At 44.3% G+C, this 16853-nt stretch carries 12 protein-coding genes and 1 other RNA gene; 5 read left to right on the plus strand and 8 right to left on the minus strand.

The genetic code is table 11. The features are described from left to right. Window positions 1–121: 121 nt before the first annotated feature. The 7 genes from hemB to FCN25_RS05815 form a co-directional block, all read right to left on the minus strand. Window positions 122–1108 (minus strand): porphobilinogen synthase, encoded by a 987-nt coding sequence (gene hemB / locus FCN25_RS05785; RefSeq protein WP_175405928.1) that lies wholly within the window; start codon window positions 1106–1108, stop codon window positions 122–124. A gap of 556 nt (window positions 1109–1664) precedes the next feature. Further along, entirely contained in the window at window positions 1665–4553 is a 2889-nt protein-coding gene (gene gcvP / locus FCN25_RS05790; RefSeq protein WP_137222817.1) for an aminomethyl-transferring glycine dehydrogenase, read from the minus strand. A 214-nt stretch (window positions 4554–4767) separates the two neighbouring features. Further along, the gene (gene gcvH / locus FCN25_RS05795; RefSeq protein ID WP_137222819.1) at window positions 4768–5157 is read right to left on the minus strand and encodes a glycine cleavage system protein GcvH; all 390 of its coding nucleotides are present in this window, start codon (window positions 5155–5157) and stop codon (window positions 4768–4770) included. 69 nt (window positions 5158–5226) lie between these two features. Beyond that, window positions 5227–6321, minus strand: coding sequence for a glycine cleavage system aminomethyltransferase GcvT (gene gcvT, locus FCN25_RS05800; RefSeq protein ID WP_137222821.1), 1095 nt, complete (start codon window positions 6319–6321; stop codon window positions 5227–5229). A gap of 222 nt (window positions 6322–6543) precedes the next feature. After that, a complete protein-coding gene (locus FCN25_RS05805) occupies window positions 6544–7764 on the minus strand; it encodes an FAD-dependent oxidoreductase (RefSeq protein ID WP_137222823.1) in 1221 nt (406 codons plus the stop codon). A gap of 23 nt (window positions 7765–7787) precedes the next feature. Beyond that, on the minus strand, window positions 7788–9044 hold the full coding sequence (ubiH, locus tag FCN25_RS05810; protein ID WP_137222825.1) for a 2-octaprenyl-6-methoxyphenyl hydroxylase: 1257 nt from the start codon (window positions 9042–9044) through the stop codon (window positions 7788–7790). A 29-nt stretch (window positions 9045–9073) separates the two neighbouring features. After that, entirely contained in the window at window positions 9074–9649 is a 576-nt protein-coding gene (locus FCN25_RS05815; RefSeq protein ID WP_137222827.1) for a UPF0149 family protein, read from the minus strand. 448 nt (window positions 9650–10097) lie between these two features. Between FCN25_RS05815 and FCN25_RS05820 the strand changes: the two genes are divergently transcribed. Next, the gene (locus FCN25_RS05820) at window positions 10098–10397 is read left to right on the plus strand and encodes a cell division protein ZapA (RefSeq protein WP_101086040.1); all 300 of its coding nucleotides are present in this window, start codon (window positions 10098–10100) and stop codon (window positions 10395–10397) included. A gap of 52 nt (window positions 10398–10449) precedes the next feature. Further along, window positions 10450–10631, plus strand: a non-coding RNA gene (gene ssrS, locus FCN25_RS05825) — 6S RNA. Window positions 10632–10935: 304 nt separating this feature from the next. On the opposite strand, the gene FCN25_RS05830 is transcribed toward ssrS, so the two are convergent. Next, on the minus strand, window positions 10936–12150 hold the full coding sequence (locus tag FCN25_RS05830) for an RNA-guided endonuclease TnpB family protein (RefSeq protein ID WP_137222829.1): 1215 nt from the start codon (window positions 12148–12150) through the stop codon (window positions 10936–10938). A 21-nt stretch (window positions 12151–12171) separates the two neighbouring features. Here FCN25_RS05830 and tnpA point away from each other — a divergent pair, with 21 nt between their 5' ends. The 3 genes from tnpA (at window position 12172) to FCN25_RS05845 (ending at window position 16830) form a co-directional block, all read left to right on the plus strand. Further along, the gene (gene tnpA / locus FCN25_RS05835) at window positions 12172–12588 is read left to right on the plus strand and encodes an IS200/IS605 family transposase (RefSeq protein ID WP_137221893.1); all 417 of its coding nucleotides are present in this window, start codon (window positions 12172–12174) and stop codon (window positions 12586–12588) included. 255 nt (window positions 12589–12843) lie between these two features. Then, window positions 12844–14298: a glycerophosphodiester phosphodiesterase family protein gene (locus FCN25_RS05840; protein WP_137222831.1), complete on the plus strand. Its 1455-nt coding sequence runs from the start codon at window positions 12844–12846 to the stop codon at window positions 14296–14298. A gap of 42 nt (window positions 14299–14340) precedes the next feature. Continuing rightward, window positions 14341–16830 (plus strand): PEGA domain-containing protein, encoded by a 2490-nt coding sequence (locus FCN25_RS05845; RefSeq protein ID WP_137222833.1) that lies wholly within the window; start codon window positions 14341–14343, stop codon window positions 16828–16830. Window positions 16831–16853 lie beyond the last annotated feature (23 nt).

The raw sequence follows: 16853 nt of genomic DNA on the forward strand, positions 1-16853 counted from the left end.
ATTATTGCGTCGCTGGCGAAGCTACTCTTACATAAGCAGCTCTGCACAGGCGAACCGAAGGCTCTAGCGCGGAGTTGGCTGGCAAAATAAATGAAAGAACTGCGGGGGAATTTCGATAAAACTAATTTTTTTCCTCGATTAACCACGTAGCATATTGTTTCGTATAGTAGCTAACAATTAGGTCAGCCCCAGCACGTTTTAACCCAATAAAAGTTTCAGTTACTACGGCTTTTTCATCGAGTGCGCCAGCAAGAGCCGCAAACTTAATCCCGGCATATTCCCCACCCACTTGATATGCAGCTAGGGGTAAATGAGTTTCTTGTCTTAAACGACAGATCACGTCTAAATAAGGTGTTCCAGGTTTAACCATAATAATATCTGCGCCTTCGGCCTCATCAAGCGATGCTTCAAGTAAAGCTTGACGACCATTGGCGTAATCTAGTTGGTAACCTTTCCTATCCCCGCTAAGTTCACAGTCTACAGCCGTTCTAAATGGACCATAAAAAGAAGAAGCGAATTTTGCCGAATGTGCCAAGATAGCCACGTCCTCAAAACCAGCTGCATCCAGTCCTAGACGAATGGCTTTTACTTGGCCATCCATCATTGCCGACGGTGCTAACATATCTGCACCAGCTTTAGCAGCTGTCACCGATTGCTTAACTAGATTTTCAACTGTCATGTCGTTACAAACTTTGTCGTTTTTCATGACTCCACAATGACCATGGTCGGTATATTCACAGAAGCAAATATCTGGAATAACCATCATTTCTGGTACGGCAGATTTTATTGTCTTGACCATACGAGCAAGTAGACCATTATCATTCCAAGTGTCGCTTCCTTGAGCATCTTTAGTGTGAGATATGCCAAAAGGCATAACATACCGTATGCCTAGCGCATAAAGCTGACGAATCTCATCGGCTAGGGCATTTTCGGGAATACGGCTGATACCAGGTAGAGTAGAAATAGGGACTGGTTGGTCGATATGTTCTTCGACAAATATGGGATGGATTAAATTGTCTAATAAAAGGTGGTTTTCACGCAATAGATCGCGCATAGCTTCTGAGCTACGTAATCGTCTCATACGACGTAATGGAGTGATATTCAAAATGGAGTTACCTATTCAGATATTGTTAGGGACTCAGTTTAAATAAATTTAAACCTTACATAATAAGACCTTAAGCTGTATGAAAAGTTCTATGTAATTATCGCTAAATATTTTATCACCATGACGATAGGAGTAGGCAAATTGAGTCAGGGTTAGAGTAAGCTTCATTTTATCAACAAAAAAGCGATCTTTCGGTCGCTTTTTAATGCTATTACTCAACATACTGAATGAAGCCTGCTACCACCATAATTGCGTCGCTGGCGATGATAAGACAATGAAGTTTGAGGTTTTCGCCGCGTAGTTGACTGGTGTCAAACTCCTTATTTCGAGCTATGCGAAAACTCTCAGCTGTAAATAGCGTTACTGCCGAAAGTAAGACAAAAAAGCGACCTTTCGGTCGCTTTTAAATTCTAAAACTTCAAATGAAGCTAACTATTACATAATTGCGTCGCTGGCGAAGCTAGTACAAGGCGAACCGAAGGCTCTAGCGCGGAGTTGACTGGTGTCAATGAGCACTGGAGCCGAGGTTCAACGCCGTAATAGCGAGACTAAGCAGCAATTATTCGTAGTCTGAAATTGGTACACACGAACACATCAAATTGCGATCCCCATAAACATCATCAATACGATTTACCGTTGGCCAAAACTTATTCGCCTTAACCGCTGCCGTTGGGAACACGGCCACTTCACGACTGTACGGACGTGAATCAAACTCTGGGTCCATAATATCCGCTAGGGTATGAGGTGCATTATGCAGTGGGTTATTGTCCACTGGCCACTCGCCTGCTGCTACCTTGTCAACTTCGCCACGAATAGACACCATCGCTTCAATAAATCTGTCTAGCTCAACCTTAGACTCAGATTCCGTAGGCTCAATCATTAAGGTTCCCGCTACTGGGAAACTCATAGTTGGTGAATGGAAACCATAGTCGTTAAGACGCTTAGCGATATCCATTTCGGTTACGCCAGAGATTTCTTTCAATGGACGCAAGTCGATAATACATTCATGTGCCACACGGTCGTTACGGCCGGTGAACAACACAGGATAGTATGCTGACAGCTTTTTCATGATGTAGTTAGCGTTTAGCAATGCAGTTTGAGTTGATTGCTTAACCCCTTTAGTGCCTAACAACTTGATGTACATCCAGCTGATTGGCAAGATGCTGGCGCTACCGTAAGGTGCAGCAGATACTGCACCGTTATGGTCGCTTTCGCGACCAGGCTTAACCACTACATGACCTGCCACAAATGGGGCAAGGTGTGATTTTATACCGATAGGGCCCATACCTGGACCACCGCCGCCGTGCGGGATAGCAAAGGTTTTATGTAAGTTTAGATGCGATACGTCTGCGCCGATAAAGCCTGGTGATGTTACCCCAACTTGTGCGTTCATATTGGCGCCGTCTAAGTAGACTTGACCACCATATTGATGGACGATTTCGCATATTTCACGAATTGATTCTTCGTATACGCCGTGAGTCGACGGATAAGTAACCATGATGCACGATAAGCTGTCGGCAAGTTCTGCCGCTTTAGCGCGTAGGTCTTCTAAATCAACGTTGCCTTGCTTGTCACACGCGGTAACCACAACCTTCATGCCAGCAAGCTGTGCCGATGCAGGGTTGGTGCCGTGAGCCGATTGTGGAATTAAGCAAATGTTACGGTGCGCGTCGCCGCGAGACTCGTGATATTTCTTAATGGCTAACAAGCCAGCGTATTCGCCTTGGGCACCTGAGTTTGGTTGAATACACACAGCGTCGTAGCCAGTGATTTTAACTAAAAACTCAGACAACTCATCGATTAACTGGGTGTAACCTTCTGCTTGGTCTAGCGGGCAGAATGGGTGCATGTTAGCAAATTCTGGCCAGCTGACTGGGAGCATTTCCACTGCTGCGTTGAGCTTCATGGTGCATGAACCTAACGAGATCATTGAGTGGTTTAAGGCTAAATCTTTGTTTTCGAGACGCTTGATATAACGCATCATCTCGGTTTCGCTTTGGTAGCGATTAAACGTTGGGTGAGTTAATACTGCATCTTGACGTACTAGCGCTTCCGGTATTGACTGGCTGCCATTGGCAAGGATGTCGGCATCAAGTGCTGCAACCTCTAAACCATGACCTGCGCCTAAGATAACGTCAAATAAGTCTGCGATGTCTTCACGGGTAGTGGTTTCATCTAAGCTGATACCAAACACGCCGTCTGCATCAATACGTAAGTTAAGTTGCGCGGCAATAGCGCTGGCATTAATGGCAGCTACGTCGGCACCTTTAACACTGATGGTGTCGAACCAGGTGTTGTTGGCTAAGGTTAACCCTTTTGCTGTTAAGCCTGCCGCTAAAATGTCGGCTAAACGGTTAATGCGTGATGCAATGGTTTTTAAGCCTTGTGGGCCGTGGAATACCGCATAAAACGAGGCCATGTTGGCTAATAAGATTTGTGCCGTACAAATGTTTGAGTTGGCTTTTTCGCGGCGAATATGTTGTTCACGCGTTTGCATTGCCATGCGCAGTGCACTGTTGCCACGGGTGTCTTTAGACACACCAATAATACGGCCTGGCATTGAACGTTTATGCTCGTCACGGGCAACAAAGAAGGCTGCGTGTGGTCCGCCGTATCCCATTGGTACGCCGAAACGCTGAGTGCTACCAAATACAACATCTGCACCCATAGAGCCAGGTGATTTAAGCAACAGTAATGACATGATGTCGGCAGCCACAGTTACAACCACTTTGTTGTCACGGAGTGTGGCAAATAGTTCGGTGTAATCAGTAATTTGGCCAATTCGGTTGGTGTACTGGAACAAGGCACCAAACAATTCGTAATTTACCGCATCCTTTGCAGGGCCTACGACCACTTCAAAACCAAAACATTCAGCGCGAGTTTTAACAACGTCGAGTGTTTGTGGGAATACGTCATCGGCAACAAAGAATATGTTAGCTTTTTTGGCTTTAGATACGCGCTTAGCTAATGCCATGGCTTCCGCTGCTGCGGTGGCTTCGTCGAGCAATGATGCTGATGCAAGGTCAAGCCCGGTTAGGTCCATTGACACTTGTTGGAAGTTTAATGTGGCTTCTAAACGACCTTGGGCGATTTCTGGTTGGTATGGCGTGTAAGCCGTGTACCAACCCGGGTTTTCAAACACATTACGCAAAATGACATTGGGCACTTGCACGCCGTAATAACCCATACCGATATAGCTTTTAAAGACTTTGTTTTTGTCTGCTATGTTGCGGATATAGGCGATACCTTCAGCTTCGCCACATGAGTCACCGATGGTTAGATCTTGCGGTAACAAAATTTTGCCTGGGACCGTTTGTGCGGTCAAGTCGTCTAACGACTCTGCACCAATGAAGCTCAACATTTGTTGCTGTTGCTCTGCACTTGGGCCAATGTGACGAGTGAGGAAAAGTTCGTGCTGTTCTAGTTGTGTCAGGGTTTGCTTGGTCATGTTAAACCTTGTTCCAAATCGACCAGTTCGGGCGGTAGGGCACAGAACTGGATTAGGTGAAAACGTGTAATACGTAAATAACCCATTACGGGTTTATTTGCCGTGCCCTCGCCCTTGGCTTTATGGGTGCCATAGGTTCGAGTGAGTCTGCACAGCTTTTTTTACTTTGCATAAACAAAGAAGCTCCCTAAGGAGCTTTTTGGGTTATTGACGATTATTCTTGGTCAATAACTTCTTGATAGCCGTCGGCATCAAGTAAAATATCTATTTCTGCTTCGTCAGAAGGCATTACGCGGAAGAACCAACCATCACCAAATGCGTCGCTGTTAACCAACTCTGGAGAATCTTCTAATGCTTCGTTTACTGCAATCACTTCACCAGAAATAGGTGCGTAAATGTCAGATGCAGCTTTAACTGACTCTGCTACGGCGCAATCTTCGCCAGCAGTCACTGTGTCGCCAACTTCTGGTAATTCTACGAATACCATGTCACCTAATAGCTCTTGAGCATGCTCAGTGATACCAACTGTGTAGCTACCGTCTGCTTCTTTACGGATCCATTCGTGTGAAGAGGCGTATTTCAAGTCTGCTAAGATAGTGCTCATTGTTACTGTTCCTTAATCAAATGTTCTAAGTACTTAATCAATAAATTCTTTTGGGTTAAAACGACTCTATTAAAGAGTGGATTTACCATTGCGCACAAAGCTTGGGGCAACAACTTTTACGTTGACGCGTTTTTTACGCATTTCAACTTCAGCGGTAGCACCTATACCATTGGGTACACGGGCCATGGCGATTGAATAGCCTAAGGTTGGCGAGAACGAACCACTGGTGATAACACCTTGATGTTCAACGCTCTCGGCGTCGGTAAAAAACACTGCCATATCATGGCGTAAAACACCTTTTTGTTCCATGACTAAACCAACAAGTTTGTCAGTTCCAGCCGCTTTTATGGCGGTTAATGCTTCGCGGCCAATAAAGTCACGGTCGCTAGGTTCCCATGCGATGGTCCAGCCCATGTTAGCGGCTAATGGATTAATTGACTCGTCCATGTCTTGACCGTATAGGTTCATACCCGCTTCTAAGCGTAAGGTATCACGTGCGCCAAGACCACATGGCTTAACGCCTACATCTAATAGTGCTTGCCATAACGCTTCGGCTTCGGCTTCTGGGACGATAATTTCGTAGCCTGCTTCACCGGTGTAACCTGTGGTGGCAATAAATAAGTTAGCTGATTGCACGCCAAAGAATGGCTTCATGCCTTCAACTGCAGCATTTTGCTCACTAGTGAATACGCTCGCCGCTTTGGCTTTAGCGTTAGGGCCTTGTACTGCAATCATGGCGAGTTCTGGACGTTCGGTAATCACAACATCAAACGCGGCGGCTTGTTTGTTGATCCACGCGAGGTCTTTGTCGCGAGTCGCTGAGTTAACCACCACACGGTAATGGGTGTCGGTTAAATAGTAGGTAATAAGGTCGTCGATAATGCCAGCGGTTTCGTCTAGCATTCCGCCGTAAAGGGCTTTACCTGGGACGGTAAGCTTGGCGACATCGTTAGCAAGTAACTTACGTAAAAAGGCACAAGCATCGCTGCCGGTGACGTCAACGACTGTCATGTGCGATACATCGAACATGCCCGCGTCTTGACGTACTGCGTGATGTTCTTCGATTTGAGAGCCGTAATTGATCGGCATTTCCCAACCGTGAAAATCAACCATTTTGGCGTTTGATTCTAAATGCTTGTTAAAAAGTACAGTTTTGCTAGCCATTATTATCCCTTTTTTTGAGGCCTTTCTTATGTAGGTTTTTGATAAAATGCGACCAAAATTATACTCCGCAGACCTAAATTGTATACAAAAAAATTTTCTAATCCGAGTGCGGTCGCATTAGTTTAGCTAATCCATTGTTGTAATTTTTTTACATAATTTTTTACAATAAAATTGCGGGTTTAACTGTATCTACTGATATTAAACAAGTTTCTATATTAGCTATTACGAAATTGGCTCACGACAAAGTTTAGGTAATGTCATTTTGTTACCCATAGCCTGTTTGATGAACACTGTTTTCAGCCCAGCGACATTATCAACTAGGGTTAATCCAATGTCTCGCATAGCTTTTTTAAGTGGATTGCTGCCAGCAAACAGTCTTTTAAAGCCTTCCATGGTGGCAATCATCTCCATGGCATCGGCTTTACGCCAACGTTCAAGGGCGCGTAAATGGCTATATTCGCCTAAATCTTTGCCTTGATCATGTAGCTCGGTAAAGGTGTCGATGATACTGGCTGCGTCTAAAAAGCCTAGGTTAACCCCTTGGCCAGCTAACGGATGGATAGTATGAGCAGCGTCACCGGCCAGCACCAAACGATGGCGAGCAAAATGGCGCGCATAGCGCATACGTAATGGAAATGACTGGCGCTCGCTTATTACTTGGCACATGCCTAAACGACCATCAAGCGCGGCGGTTAATGCTTTAGAAAACTCTGCTTCGTCTAAGGCTAATAAGTGCTGGGCTTGATCTGGCGATACCGACCATACAATTGAACATAAGTTGTCATCATATAATGGCAACATGGCTAATGGTCCGCCGGGTAAAAAGGCTTGTCTGGCGGTGGCATCGTGGCCGAGTTCGGTGCGTACTGTGGCGACAATAGCATGATGGCCGTAGTCCCAGAAAGTCAGTGGAATACTGCACTGTTGACGCACCCAAGAGTTTGCTCCGTCGGCAGCCACTACTACGGCGGCGCTAATGTTGTCGCCACTGGCTAAGGTGAGCCAAGCTTCGCGTTCGCCAAAAGCTATCCGTTCAAGGCGTTGACCTTCTATATGAGTCAAATTAGCGATTTCGCTAGCGCGCTTGGCAAGGGAAAAACTAATAGCATCGTTTTCGATAATCGAGCCTAAATAAGCTTCGCCAATACTGTTGGCATCAAATTCTATTTTGCCTAGGCCGTCTTTGTCCCACACCGCCATTTTTTGATAAGGGCTGATACGGCTGTCGTCAAGATATTGCCACGCACCGAGGTTTTCGAGGAGTTGCTGGCTGGCTTTATTAATGGCGCTAACCCGTAATTTAGGTTCACCGCTGACGGCTTGGGTTGCACCTGCATCGATTACCACCACGTTAAGATCGGCATTGGCTAAACCGATTGCGGTTGCTAGCCCGACCATACCACCGCCGACGATGGCAACATCATATGTTTGAGTTGAATACATGGTGGATCCTTACCTTGAAAGAGTTAACGCCAGCCCATTGCAGTGTGAGCAACGGGACGTTTAAGTGGGGGAAACCAAGACAATAAACGCAAACCGATATTGCGCCCTGCCACCAGCGGCCAATATTGATTGGAGAAACCACGGACTAAAAATTCAATATTACGCAGTGTGGTGTCACGGTCGTCTTGTCGCGCGGCTAAATATTGGTGCACTATGGCGCTGCTGCCGACATCGACTTCAGTTTTGTCATTGGCATTGGCTTGAGTTAATGCCGTTTCAATTACGTCTAACAAGCCAATGACATCACGTAAACCTAAGTTAAAACCTTGCCCTGCAATTGGGTGTAGGGTTTGTGCGGCGTTACCGACAAACACACAACGGTGAAAAATGGGTCTTGGCATATACGATAAGGTTAATGGATAACTGGCCCGCTGGCCGACATCAATAAAGCGACCAACACGATGACCAAAGGCTTGCTGTAGTGCCGCTAAAAACTCAGTTTTGCCGGCATGCTTTAGTTCATCCGCTTTTGCTGGCGGTACGGCCCACACCAGTGATAAACGTGATTGCGCAGAGGGTGCTGATGGCACCGATGTCATTGGTAACAGTGCTATTGGACCTGTTTGGGTGAAGCGCTCATACGCCCAATGTTGATGTGCTTGATTGGTGATGACATTAGCGACTATGGCGGTTTGGTCAAAATCGATTATTTCTGTGGTTTGTTGCAGCTGTTGACGTACTACTGAATGAGCACCATCGGCCGCCACCAATAATTGACAATGCAATTGCGTGCCGTCATCTAAGCTTACTAGGTGGCCGTCTTGTTGGGCTTGTATATCGGTGACTTTAGCAGGACAAAATAAACTGACTGATGATTTAGTCAGCTCATCAAATAACACCTTACCAACTTGAGCTAACTCGACCACTTGGCCTAATGCATCTAACCCAAGTGGCTTAGCGTTTAGCTCGGTCATGCCAAAGTGTCCGCGATCAGACACATGGATGTTTTCGATTGCCGTGCCAAGATGCTGCAATTTAGGCCAAATACCTAAACGGGTGAGTTCGAATATAGAACCTTGGGCGATAGCAATGGAGCGGGCGTCAAAACCTGGATGATTGTTGTTAGCAACATGGGCTTCAATTAAGGCGATGCGCAACGGACGCGACTGCGAGGCAGATAACTTAGCTAAGCCTAAGGCTAGCGTGGCACCCACCATGGCGCCACCCACTATGGCAATATCAACGGTAAGTGGTGTTGTATTTGTTTGTGCTGTGGTCATACGCTGCGTTGCTGCCTATACCAAAAATGTTAGTGAATATTTGAATGCTCGTCGGTGTCATTTAAAGGCATGTCTAAGCCAAACTCTGAATAACATAAAATAGCCGACATTCTGACAAACTCTTGCAGTTCTTCATAAGCAACTTCTGATTCTTCGTCATCACCGACATCAAATTCTACTTGGGCAATGTCTGCAAGGTCTTTAATCACTTCGCGTACATCGGGTGTTGCTTTGGCAAGTTTTGGTTGAATAATAGCAATGCCAGTTAAAAAGCTTTGGGTCCATAATGCTAACGCTTCAACGCGTTCACTCAATGGCACTTCTTCTTCTGGTAATAACAAGGTAAAGCCGAACTCAAAATCGGCTAAACGTGTGACAGTGTCTTGATACAATTCGATGATCAGCTGTTGCAATTTTGGCTCTAACGGCTGGCCGTCGTTCATTAACTCTACTAGCGGTTTTAACCAGGTAAGTTTTTCTTGTTTTACGCCACCACAAATGAGTCCAACAAGCATGCCGTGTACTTCTACGGGATGATGGCCGACTTCAGCGAAATCTAAGGCTTTTTTTAGTTTATCGATACATAACGAAGGTGGGATTGCCATGGTTTATTCCTATTAACGCAATTTACTGCTTCAATGCTAGCAGAGTTACTATGATGCTCCAAATGCAACTGCCTATTGTGGCTAAAATATGCATTGACTGTAGCGGATTTGTTCACACAAACAGCAAATAGTTAAAAAGGGATGTTGTTGCCTTGCTCTTTTAAATTCAGCGCTATATAGTTCGCCCATATGCTGAATATGGTTAACCACAGCTGGAATTAATAAACGGTTATTAAACGATCTTTTGTTCCACGATCTGCGTTACAATTGATTTTGCAGTCAACTTGCTATTGTCGCAGCTATTAATTTCCAAAAGAAATACTAGCAGGCGTTTTGTTAGCAAAACAAATGATAAGTTTGATATAAAATATACCAAGCTTTCTGATTTTCACTTGTTTACCCCACCTCTTAATCGGGTTGAGGTTAATTAAGGAACCGTGGCAACATTATGAGTAACAGTGCTGTTGATATTACCCTATTAGGACGCACCTACTCTATCGCATGTCCAAAAGGACGCGAAGATGCTTTGCGCACGGTAGCCAGAGAAGTAGAAAACCAACTAACAACGCTAAAGTCTCGTACCAATAACTTAAGCCGTGAAGAGCTTGCTATAATGGCAGCGCTTAACATTGGTAATGAATTGTACGAAGAAAAGCAAAAAAACAAACAATACATGGCGCAAATGGATGAGCGCATTTCGTTATTACAGTCAACGTTGGAAACATCGTTGGTTGAACGAAGTCGCTAGGAAGGCTAAACTAAGATTTCAGAATTAAGAATAACTTGATTCTACCCTGTTTTGCTCCCTGGGATATTTGCTCGTTGGTTAAGTCCCTGTGCCGATAATTACAAACCCAGGGTGAATGCTTTCGTTGACATTGTGCATGCTCGGATTATACCGAGAAGCCTTAGGAAATGAACATTTACCCGCCTTGAACCTACGGTTCAAGGGCTGCGCCAGCAGCGGTATTTTGGGGAGCATCCTAATTAGGTGTGTGTTACTGCCACTTTTAGCTAATACCTGTCGTCACCCAACCCATGTTTCGTTTTGTCTCAAGCCGTTTTTATGTCTAGGCGCTATTATCCCGCGCATTATTATTTCGAGCGCTATTCCTTATTCACTATTATTTCATCCATTACTCCCATGTTCACTAGATCCATGTGCACTATTAGGTCATCGATCATTTTCAAGCATTGAATCGATCTACAACTTGACATCCTCCCCCACCTCAAAATCCCCAAAAGGATTTTGCCGCTACGCGCAATGGAAGGGGATTCCTACGGCGCTAAGCAGTTTTCAGCTTAGTCGCTTCGATGGGTTCCTGCTTCACAGAGCGGCCTAAAGCTGCCGTTTCTCCACAGGCTAACAAGCGCTGCCCGCGCTCTAATATATTGATAGCGCCGACAACATCGGCGTTATTTTCGTAGTTACAATCTACACACAAAAATTGCGCTTGGGTTTTGCGATTATCCTTTGATACATGGCCACAGCAAGGGCAAGTTTGGCTGGTGTATTGTGCAGGCACGGCGAGCAAAACGCCGCCATTCCAAGCGGTTTTGTATTCCAGTTGTCGCCTAAACTCACCCCAGCCTTGGTCGAGAATGGCGCGGTTTAAGCCCGATTTTTGCGCTACTTTCTTGCCATGCTTTTCCGCCGTACCTTTTGATGATTTCGACATATTCTTAATCTGCAAGTCTTCTACACATACCAGCGCGTGGTTTTTGCTGAGGGTATGTGTGTGCTTATGCAGAAAATCCTTACGAACATTGCCGATATCGACGTGTATTTGTGTGACCTTGGCCTTGGCCTTTTTCCAATTGGCACTGAACTTCACTTTCTTGCTCATGCGCCGCTGATATTTAGCCAGCCGCTGCATCTGCGTTTTGAAGCTGTTTTTCGGCTCAATATAGCTACCGTCATTCATTGCCGCAAAACGCGCAATGCCCACATCAATACCTATGGCGCTTGTAGCCACTGGCACAATCTCAACATCGCGCCGTGTTTGAATCGACACAAACCACTTGCCACCTGATTGACTTACCGTGGCGTTACGCACTTCGCCCAATACATCTCTGCTTTTACGGTATTTTAGCCACCCCAGCTTGGGCAGGAAAATACGGTTATTGGCTTGGTCTAATTTGATTTGCTTGGGTTCTGGATAGCGAAAACTATCGCCACTGCCTTTCTTTTTGAAACGCGGAAAATCCGTGCGCTTTTCAAAAAACCCCTTGAAGGCTTTTTCTAAATCCTTGAGCGCATGTTGCAGCGCTTGCGAGGGGGAATTCTTAATCCAGTCGAAGCCCGCTTCGCGCTTCCACTTCGGCAGATCCGCCGCCATTGGCACATAGCCTATGAACTTATTTCCCGTTTCGTGGTTATCTTTCTGCAACGCCAACGCCTTGTTATAGACGAACCGACACGTACCTGCAAAGCGACGCATATTGCGCACTTGCTCGCCGTTGGGCTGTAGCTCGAATTTGAAGGCTTGTAGTCGTTCCATAGCCAAAGTATAGTTTGGCCTATGCAAACAAACAACGATATTCGACACGGTAGACATTGTGTATTCAATATGCACGTTCACTTGGTCTTTGTGACTAAGTATCGGCGCGAAGTATTCACCAAGGAAATACTCGATGAGCTTAAACCCATCTTTGCAGCTGTATGCGCGGATTTTGGGGCTGAATTGATTGAATTCGATGGCGAAGACGACCACGTTCACTTACTCGTTAATTACCCACCGAAAATAGCGGTATCGGCACTCGTGAATAGTCTAAAGGGCGTTTCCAGCCGCATGATTCGCAAGAAAAAATATCCGTCCATCACGAAAAAATTGTGGGGCGGCGCACTGTGGTCTCCCAGCTATTTTGCGGGCAGTTGCGGTGGCGCACCTATCGACGTGATTCGCCGATACATTGAGCAGCAACAAACGCCGCACTAAAGTCAAAACCGTGCCAGCTACGCTGCCAGTGCCTTACATCCCCGACCTGAAGGACGGGGTTTTACGGCGCGTCTGATAAACTTTGGTATAAGTCCTTCTGCTCAAATTGTTATAATTTGTGACCGTTTTTTATGCAAAACAGTCCCGATTTCACACTTTCAGGTTGTTACATTTGTTTACTTTATTGATAAGATTGTTTTACAAAGTATATTAATGTATAAAGTCTTCAATATTAACAACTTGCAATCATGACTTATGACAAGCTGCTCTATTCATCTCAAGGTTTACTGCACCATTTTAATTGTATTCATTTTCAGCTTATCTGGTTGTAAATCCACACCCGACCCTGTTAAACCTAGTTATGTCATTCCTGCTGCGTTATCTCATTTGCCTGCCGATGCGGCAAACCAAGGTTTAGATATCATTGATGTTCAATTGAGCTTAGGTGATCGCAATTTATATCTTGCCAACAATGGCAATATCAAAATGCTCTCGACCGCACAATGTCAGTTAGATATTTCGGCGCACCGTGGAGATTTTCGTCAACCAGAAAGTAGCGCGAATGCAATTTCTTCAGCCTTGAACGATAACTTTAACAGTGTCGAAATTGATGTAATGCTTCTGAAAGATGGCACTTGGGTGGATCATCACGATAGTCAAACCGGTCGCGCTACCGTGTATTACACAGGTGAACGTTTCAAACTAAATCGCATGAGTTTTCAGCAGTTCTCTAATCTGAAACTGCGAGATAAACACAGTAACAATTTACTCAATCAACGCCCAATAACGGCTGCAGAAGCCTTTAAAGTATTTGGCGCATATCGCGATCAAAGTCAGCGACTCAATGTAGAAATAAAATCTGATACCAATGGCCAAAAGCTGGTAGAGCTCGATAATATGCTCAGAAAATATATTGGCTTGGGTGGCTTTTATTATTCTGCGGCAGAACTTGATGTCCTCTATAAGCTACGCGGCATTAACCCATCGGTTTATTTAGGCTTTATTCAAGGTGGACACCCTACCAGCGTTGAAAAGTTAGCAGCAGATTTACGTAAAGGCGTAAAAAATGATGCCTATTACTTAGATAATCAACATAATCTCGAACTTGCTGGTCGCTACGGAACTAAACGTTACCGCTCGCGTTATAAAGACTACACCGCAAAATCATCATTAACCCAATTGCAAAAAAAGCTGGGTAGCAACTCTGGTTTACATTTAGACATTCGCAGTTTTATGCAGCATCCCAGCGTGAGGTATAGTGCTCACCAACTCGGAATGAAGGTTTATACCTATTCGCTTAATGGCAGTGATTATCATCAAACACAATTACTTAAGTTAACAATAGATCAGCTACCTGATGGCGCAATTGTAGATGCCACGCCTTACAAAATTTGCCAGCGTTTATTCAATGGAGCCAAACCTAAAAAACGTTATCAAGCATCGAGTAATGTGGGTCGTTATATTACCTCTTTACCCCAAGATGCTGACTTTGACCGCTTTGACGAAATGCTAGGTTATCAAACAGAAGGTTATTATCTGTCATTAGCTTCTGGCCTTAAAGCCATCCATAGCACTCCGGTTAACAAGGTACCTAACAACATACCTACGCCTTTGTTGGAACATGGTTTCCCCACTATTACCGATGAAATAATAGATACAGACACGGGTGACACCATAATTTTAAGTTTACCAAGTCGACAGGCTGACTAAATAAACAATTTTAATAAAATTTGATGGCTAATAAATATTACTATGACTGAGAAAAACAAAAGTCCATTTGCAACAAACTTGCTTAACACTGCCCCAACACACAAAAAAATGGAGTCCGCAGAGAAAGAGCTAAAGAAAACACAGAAACATCAACAATCAACGGCTGCTAAAGCTAAAAAACAACAAGCAGTAGAAGCCCAAATTATTAACACGGGTAAACCTTTCTGGTGGATGTTGTTGATGTTCATTTGTTCGCTAGTGTATTTGTTCCCTGAGGCTGTGTTTAATGCTGCGTTAACCGATGTTGCTGGCGGTCGTAACTCCAGTGCGGAAGACTTACGCGCAGTGGAATTATTTGGCCGCACTATTAGTGGTATTGGCGTTACGCTGCTTTTAGCTGACTTATTATTAAAAGGTAAGCAAGTGGCTAAAGCCACTCGCGCGTTGGGTTATTTTACGTTAATTGCTGTGATAGTTTGGCCAACCGTCTTTTTTGGTCAGAAGTGGTTGGTGGATCATTTTATTATTGATGCTTCAACTCCTGAAGAACGTCAACAAGCTTACTTGTCTCAAGTGCTTCGTAGCGCGTTGATTGAAAATTCAATCGCATTTGAAGGCATTGATTACGATCCAGATAAAAAACACAGCGCGGTCGAAAAAACGTTCTTATCCGTATTTGGCGGGCTGGTATACGCTGACGATAAATTAGTGGACGATTTAAAACAGAAAAAACGCCTGATCATGGAAAAATTTGTTCGTGACCGTGCTATGTCTCAATTTGATCAACACTACGCCAACTATGATAATTTCCGCCAAACGCTTCGCGATAAATACACTGAATATGCTGCTGGTTCTAATCAATATAATCAGGCTTTAGCTAGCGTACAAACACGATCTGACGCTTACTGGCTCGATACCCAAAATCAGGTTAAACAGGGCTGGGAGCAATACCAAAAAGGCACCAAGGCTTATGAAGCTAGGGTCGAATCACGTGCGCAAAAAATAGCCCCTAAATTATACGATTATTTTGAACGCCGTAATAAATGTGCAGAGAAGAAAAGTGGCAGTAATAAAGACCGTTGTTTCGAGCGACTGCAAACCGGTTATGACAAAGAAATAGCCAAATACAGCATGCCTTATATTCCACCTAATGATTGGTTGGTTCGTGAGGAAATTTCGACGTCTGAAAATGTTGGTAATTCCATTATTTCAGGGATTTTGACATTTGGCCTTTACACTGCAATGCAAGCCGCTGATGCCGTAACGGGTGGCGACGCGGGATTTAAAGATCATCGAATGGTGTATACCAACGATGTGAATCATTATAAAAACGTGTTGATGGTAAAAATGGAACCTGATTTTGTTAAAGAATCGGGTGGCTATCCATTGGGAATTAACTCAATCCATGAATTTAGAGTCAATGAACTTACCAGCATAAAAGTGAATAAAAAGCTGAAACAAAAAGGCTTAACCTTATCCCCTTCTTGGTCTCTGACCGATCGTAATAGCTTTGACATTGCAGTCGCTAAAAAAGTGCGTCAACAAGCAGATGCTGAGTGGCGATCGAAAATGAAAGCCAAGAACAGCGATATGCCACCAAACTTGAGCTGGCAAACCTTTCAACAACAAGGCGTTATTCAACAACGTATTCAACGAGAAATGAAAGAGCTTTACGTAAACCCTACGCTGGCTGATTGGAATAACCGTGAGTTTAAACAGAAAATCATTGAACCCAATATTCGACGGAAAACCACCGAGTATCTAAATGTACTCGAAGCCCAACAAGTTGAGTTTGCCGATGGCGGTTCTTTTGAATCAACAGGTAAATCGGCATTAAGATCAACGATTATTCCGCCAATTTCGATGTCGATAAGTTTGGTTCTGGTGCTATTAACCGTATTAAAGTTACCGATGAAAGCCGTGGAATTGATACAGGCAAAGGGGATGGACTCAGCGTCAAAGTCAAAGCCTAATCGTTTTATAAAACCGACGATATCAACATTATTATTAGCGTCTATATTTGTCGTGCCGCTATCCATGGGCAGTAATCAATACACAGCTAAAGGCTCTGCAGTACATTACTTTTTTGAACAAATGGAGAAGAATGACTCCGCCACTATTTCATTTACCCTTAAATGGTTATTAGTGACGCTGCCGATGGTGCAACCTATTGGTTCATCCATAGACCAGAGCTTATTTATTACGAAAGGATTTAATGCAATCAGTGAGCCGATTAACCGCTTTGACTTAGCGGTAATGCCTGTACATGATTCAACTAAAGTGGTTAAAAACGCGTCTAATAAAACGGCTTTATTACCCCTTAGCATCACAAGTAATATCGCCAATGCCAAAGTGTCAGTAATGAATATTAAACCCAAATATAAAGCAGGCATGATGTTACCTGCTGGCAGTTATGACATTAAAATTACCGCGCCTGGATATACACCTATTAGAAAATGGGTGTACTTAAAAGCCGATGAAACTGATTTTAATATCAATTTGTCATTAGCCGATTCGACCAAGCAGTCATAAAAAAGTAAACCATTCATCACGCA

The organism is Shewanella sp. MEBiC00475 (assembly GCF_005234075.1).
GTDB classification, from domain to species: Bacteria; Pseudomonadota; Gammaproteobacteria; order Enterobacterales; family Shewanellaceae; genus Shewanella; species Shewanella polaris.

Bases quoted from the DNA above. Each gene is read 5' to 3' on its own strand.
- gcvP (WP_137222817.1), bottom strand. From the start codon at position 4,553: ATGACCAAGCAAACCCTGACACAACTAGAACAGCACGAACTTTTCCTC.
- gcvH (WP_137222819.1), bottom strand. From the start codon at position 5,157: ATGAGCACTATCTTAGCAGACTTGAAATACGCCTCTTCACACGAATGG.
- gcvT (WP_137222821.1), bottom strand. From the start codon at position 6,321: ATGGCTAGCAAAACTGTACTTTTTAACAAGCATTTAGAATCAAACGCC.
- FCN25_RS05805 (WP_137222823.1), bottom strand. From the start codon at position 7,764: ATGTATTCAACTCAAACATATGATGTTGCCATCGTCGGCGGTGGTATG.
- ubiH (WP_137222825.1), bottom strand. From the start codon at position 9,044: ATGACCACAGCACAAACAAATACAACACCACTTACCGTTGATATTGCC.
- FCN25_RS05815 (WP_137222827.1), bottom strand. From the start codon at position 9,649: ATGGCAATCCCACCTTCGTTATGTATCGATAAACTAAAAAAAGCCTTA.
- FCN25_RS05820 (WP_101086040.1), top strand. From the start codon at position 10,098: ATGAGTAACAGTGCTGTTGATATTACCCTATTAGGACGCACCTACTCT.
- FCN25_RS05830 (WP_137222829.1), bottom strand. From the start codon at position 12,150: ATGGAACGACTACAAGCCTTCAAATTCGAGCTACAGCCCAACGGCGAG.
- tnpA (WP_137221893.1), top strand. From the start codon at position 12,172: ATGCAAACAAACAACGATATTCGACACGGTAGACATTGTGTATTCAAT.
- FCN25_RS05840 (WP_137222831.1), top strand. From the start codon at position 12,844: ATGACAAGCTGCTCTATTCATCTCAAGGTTTACTGCACCATTTTAATT.
- FCN25_RS05845 (WP_137222833.1), top strand. From the start codon at position 14,341: ATGACTGAGAAAAACAAAAGTCCATTTGCAACAAACTTGCTTAACACT.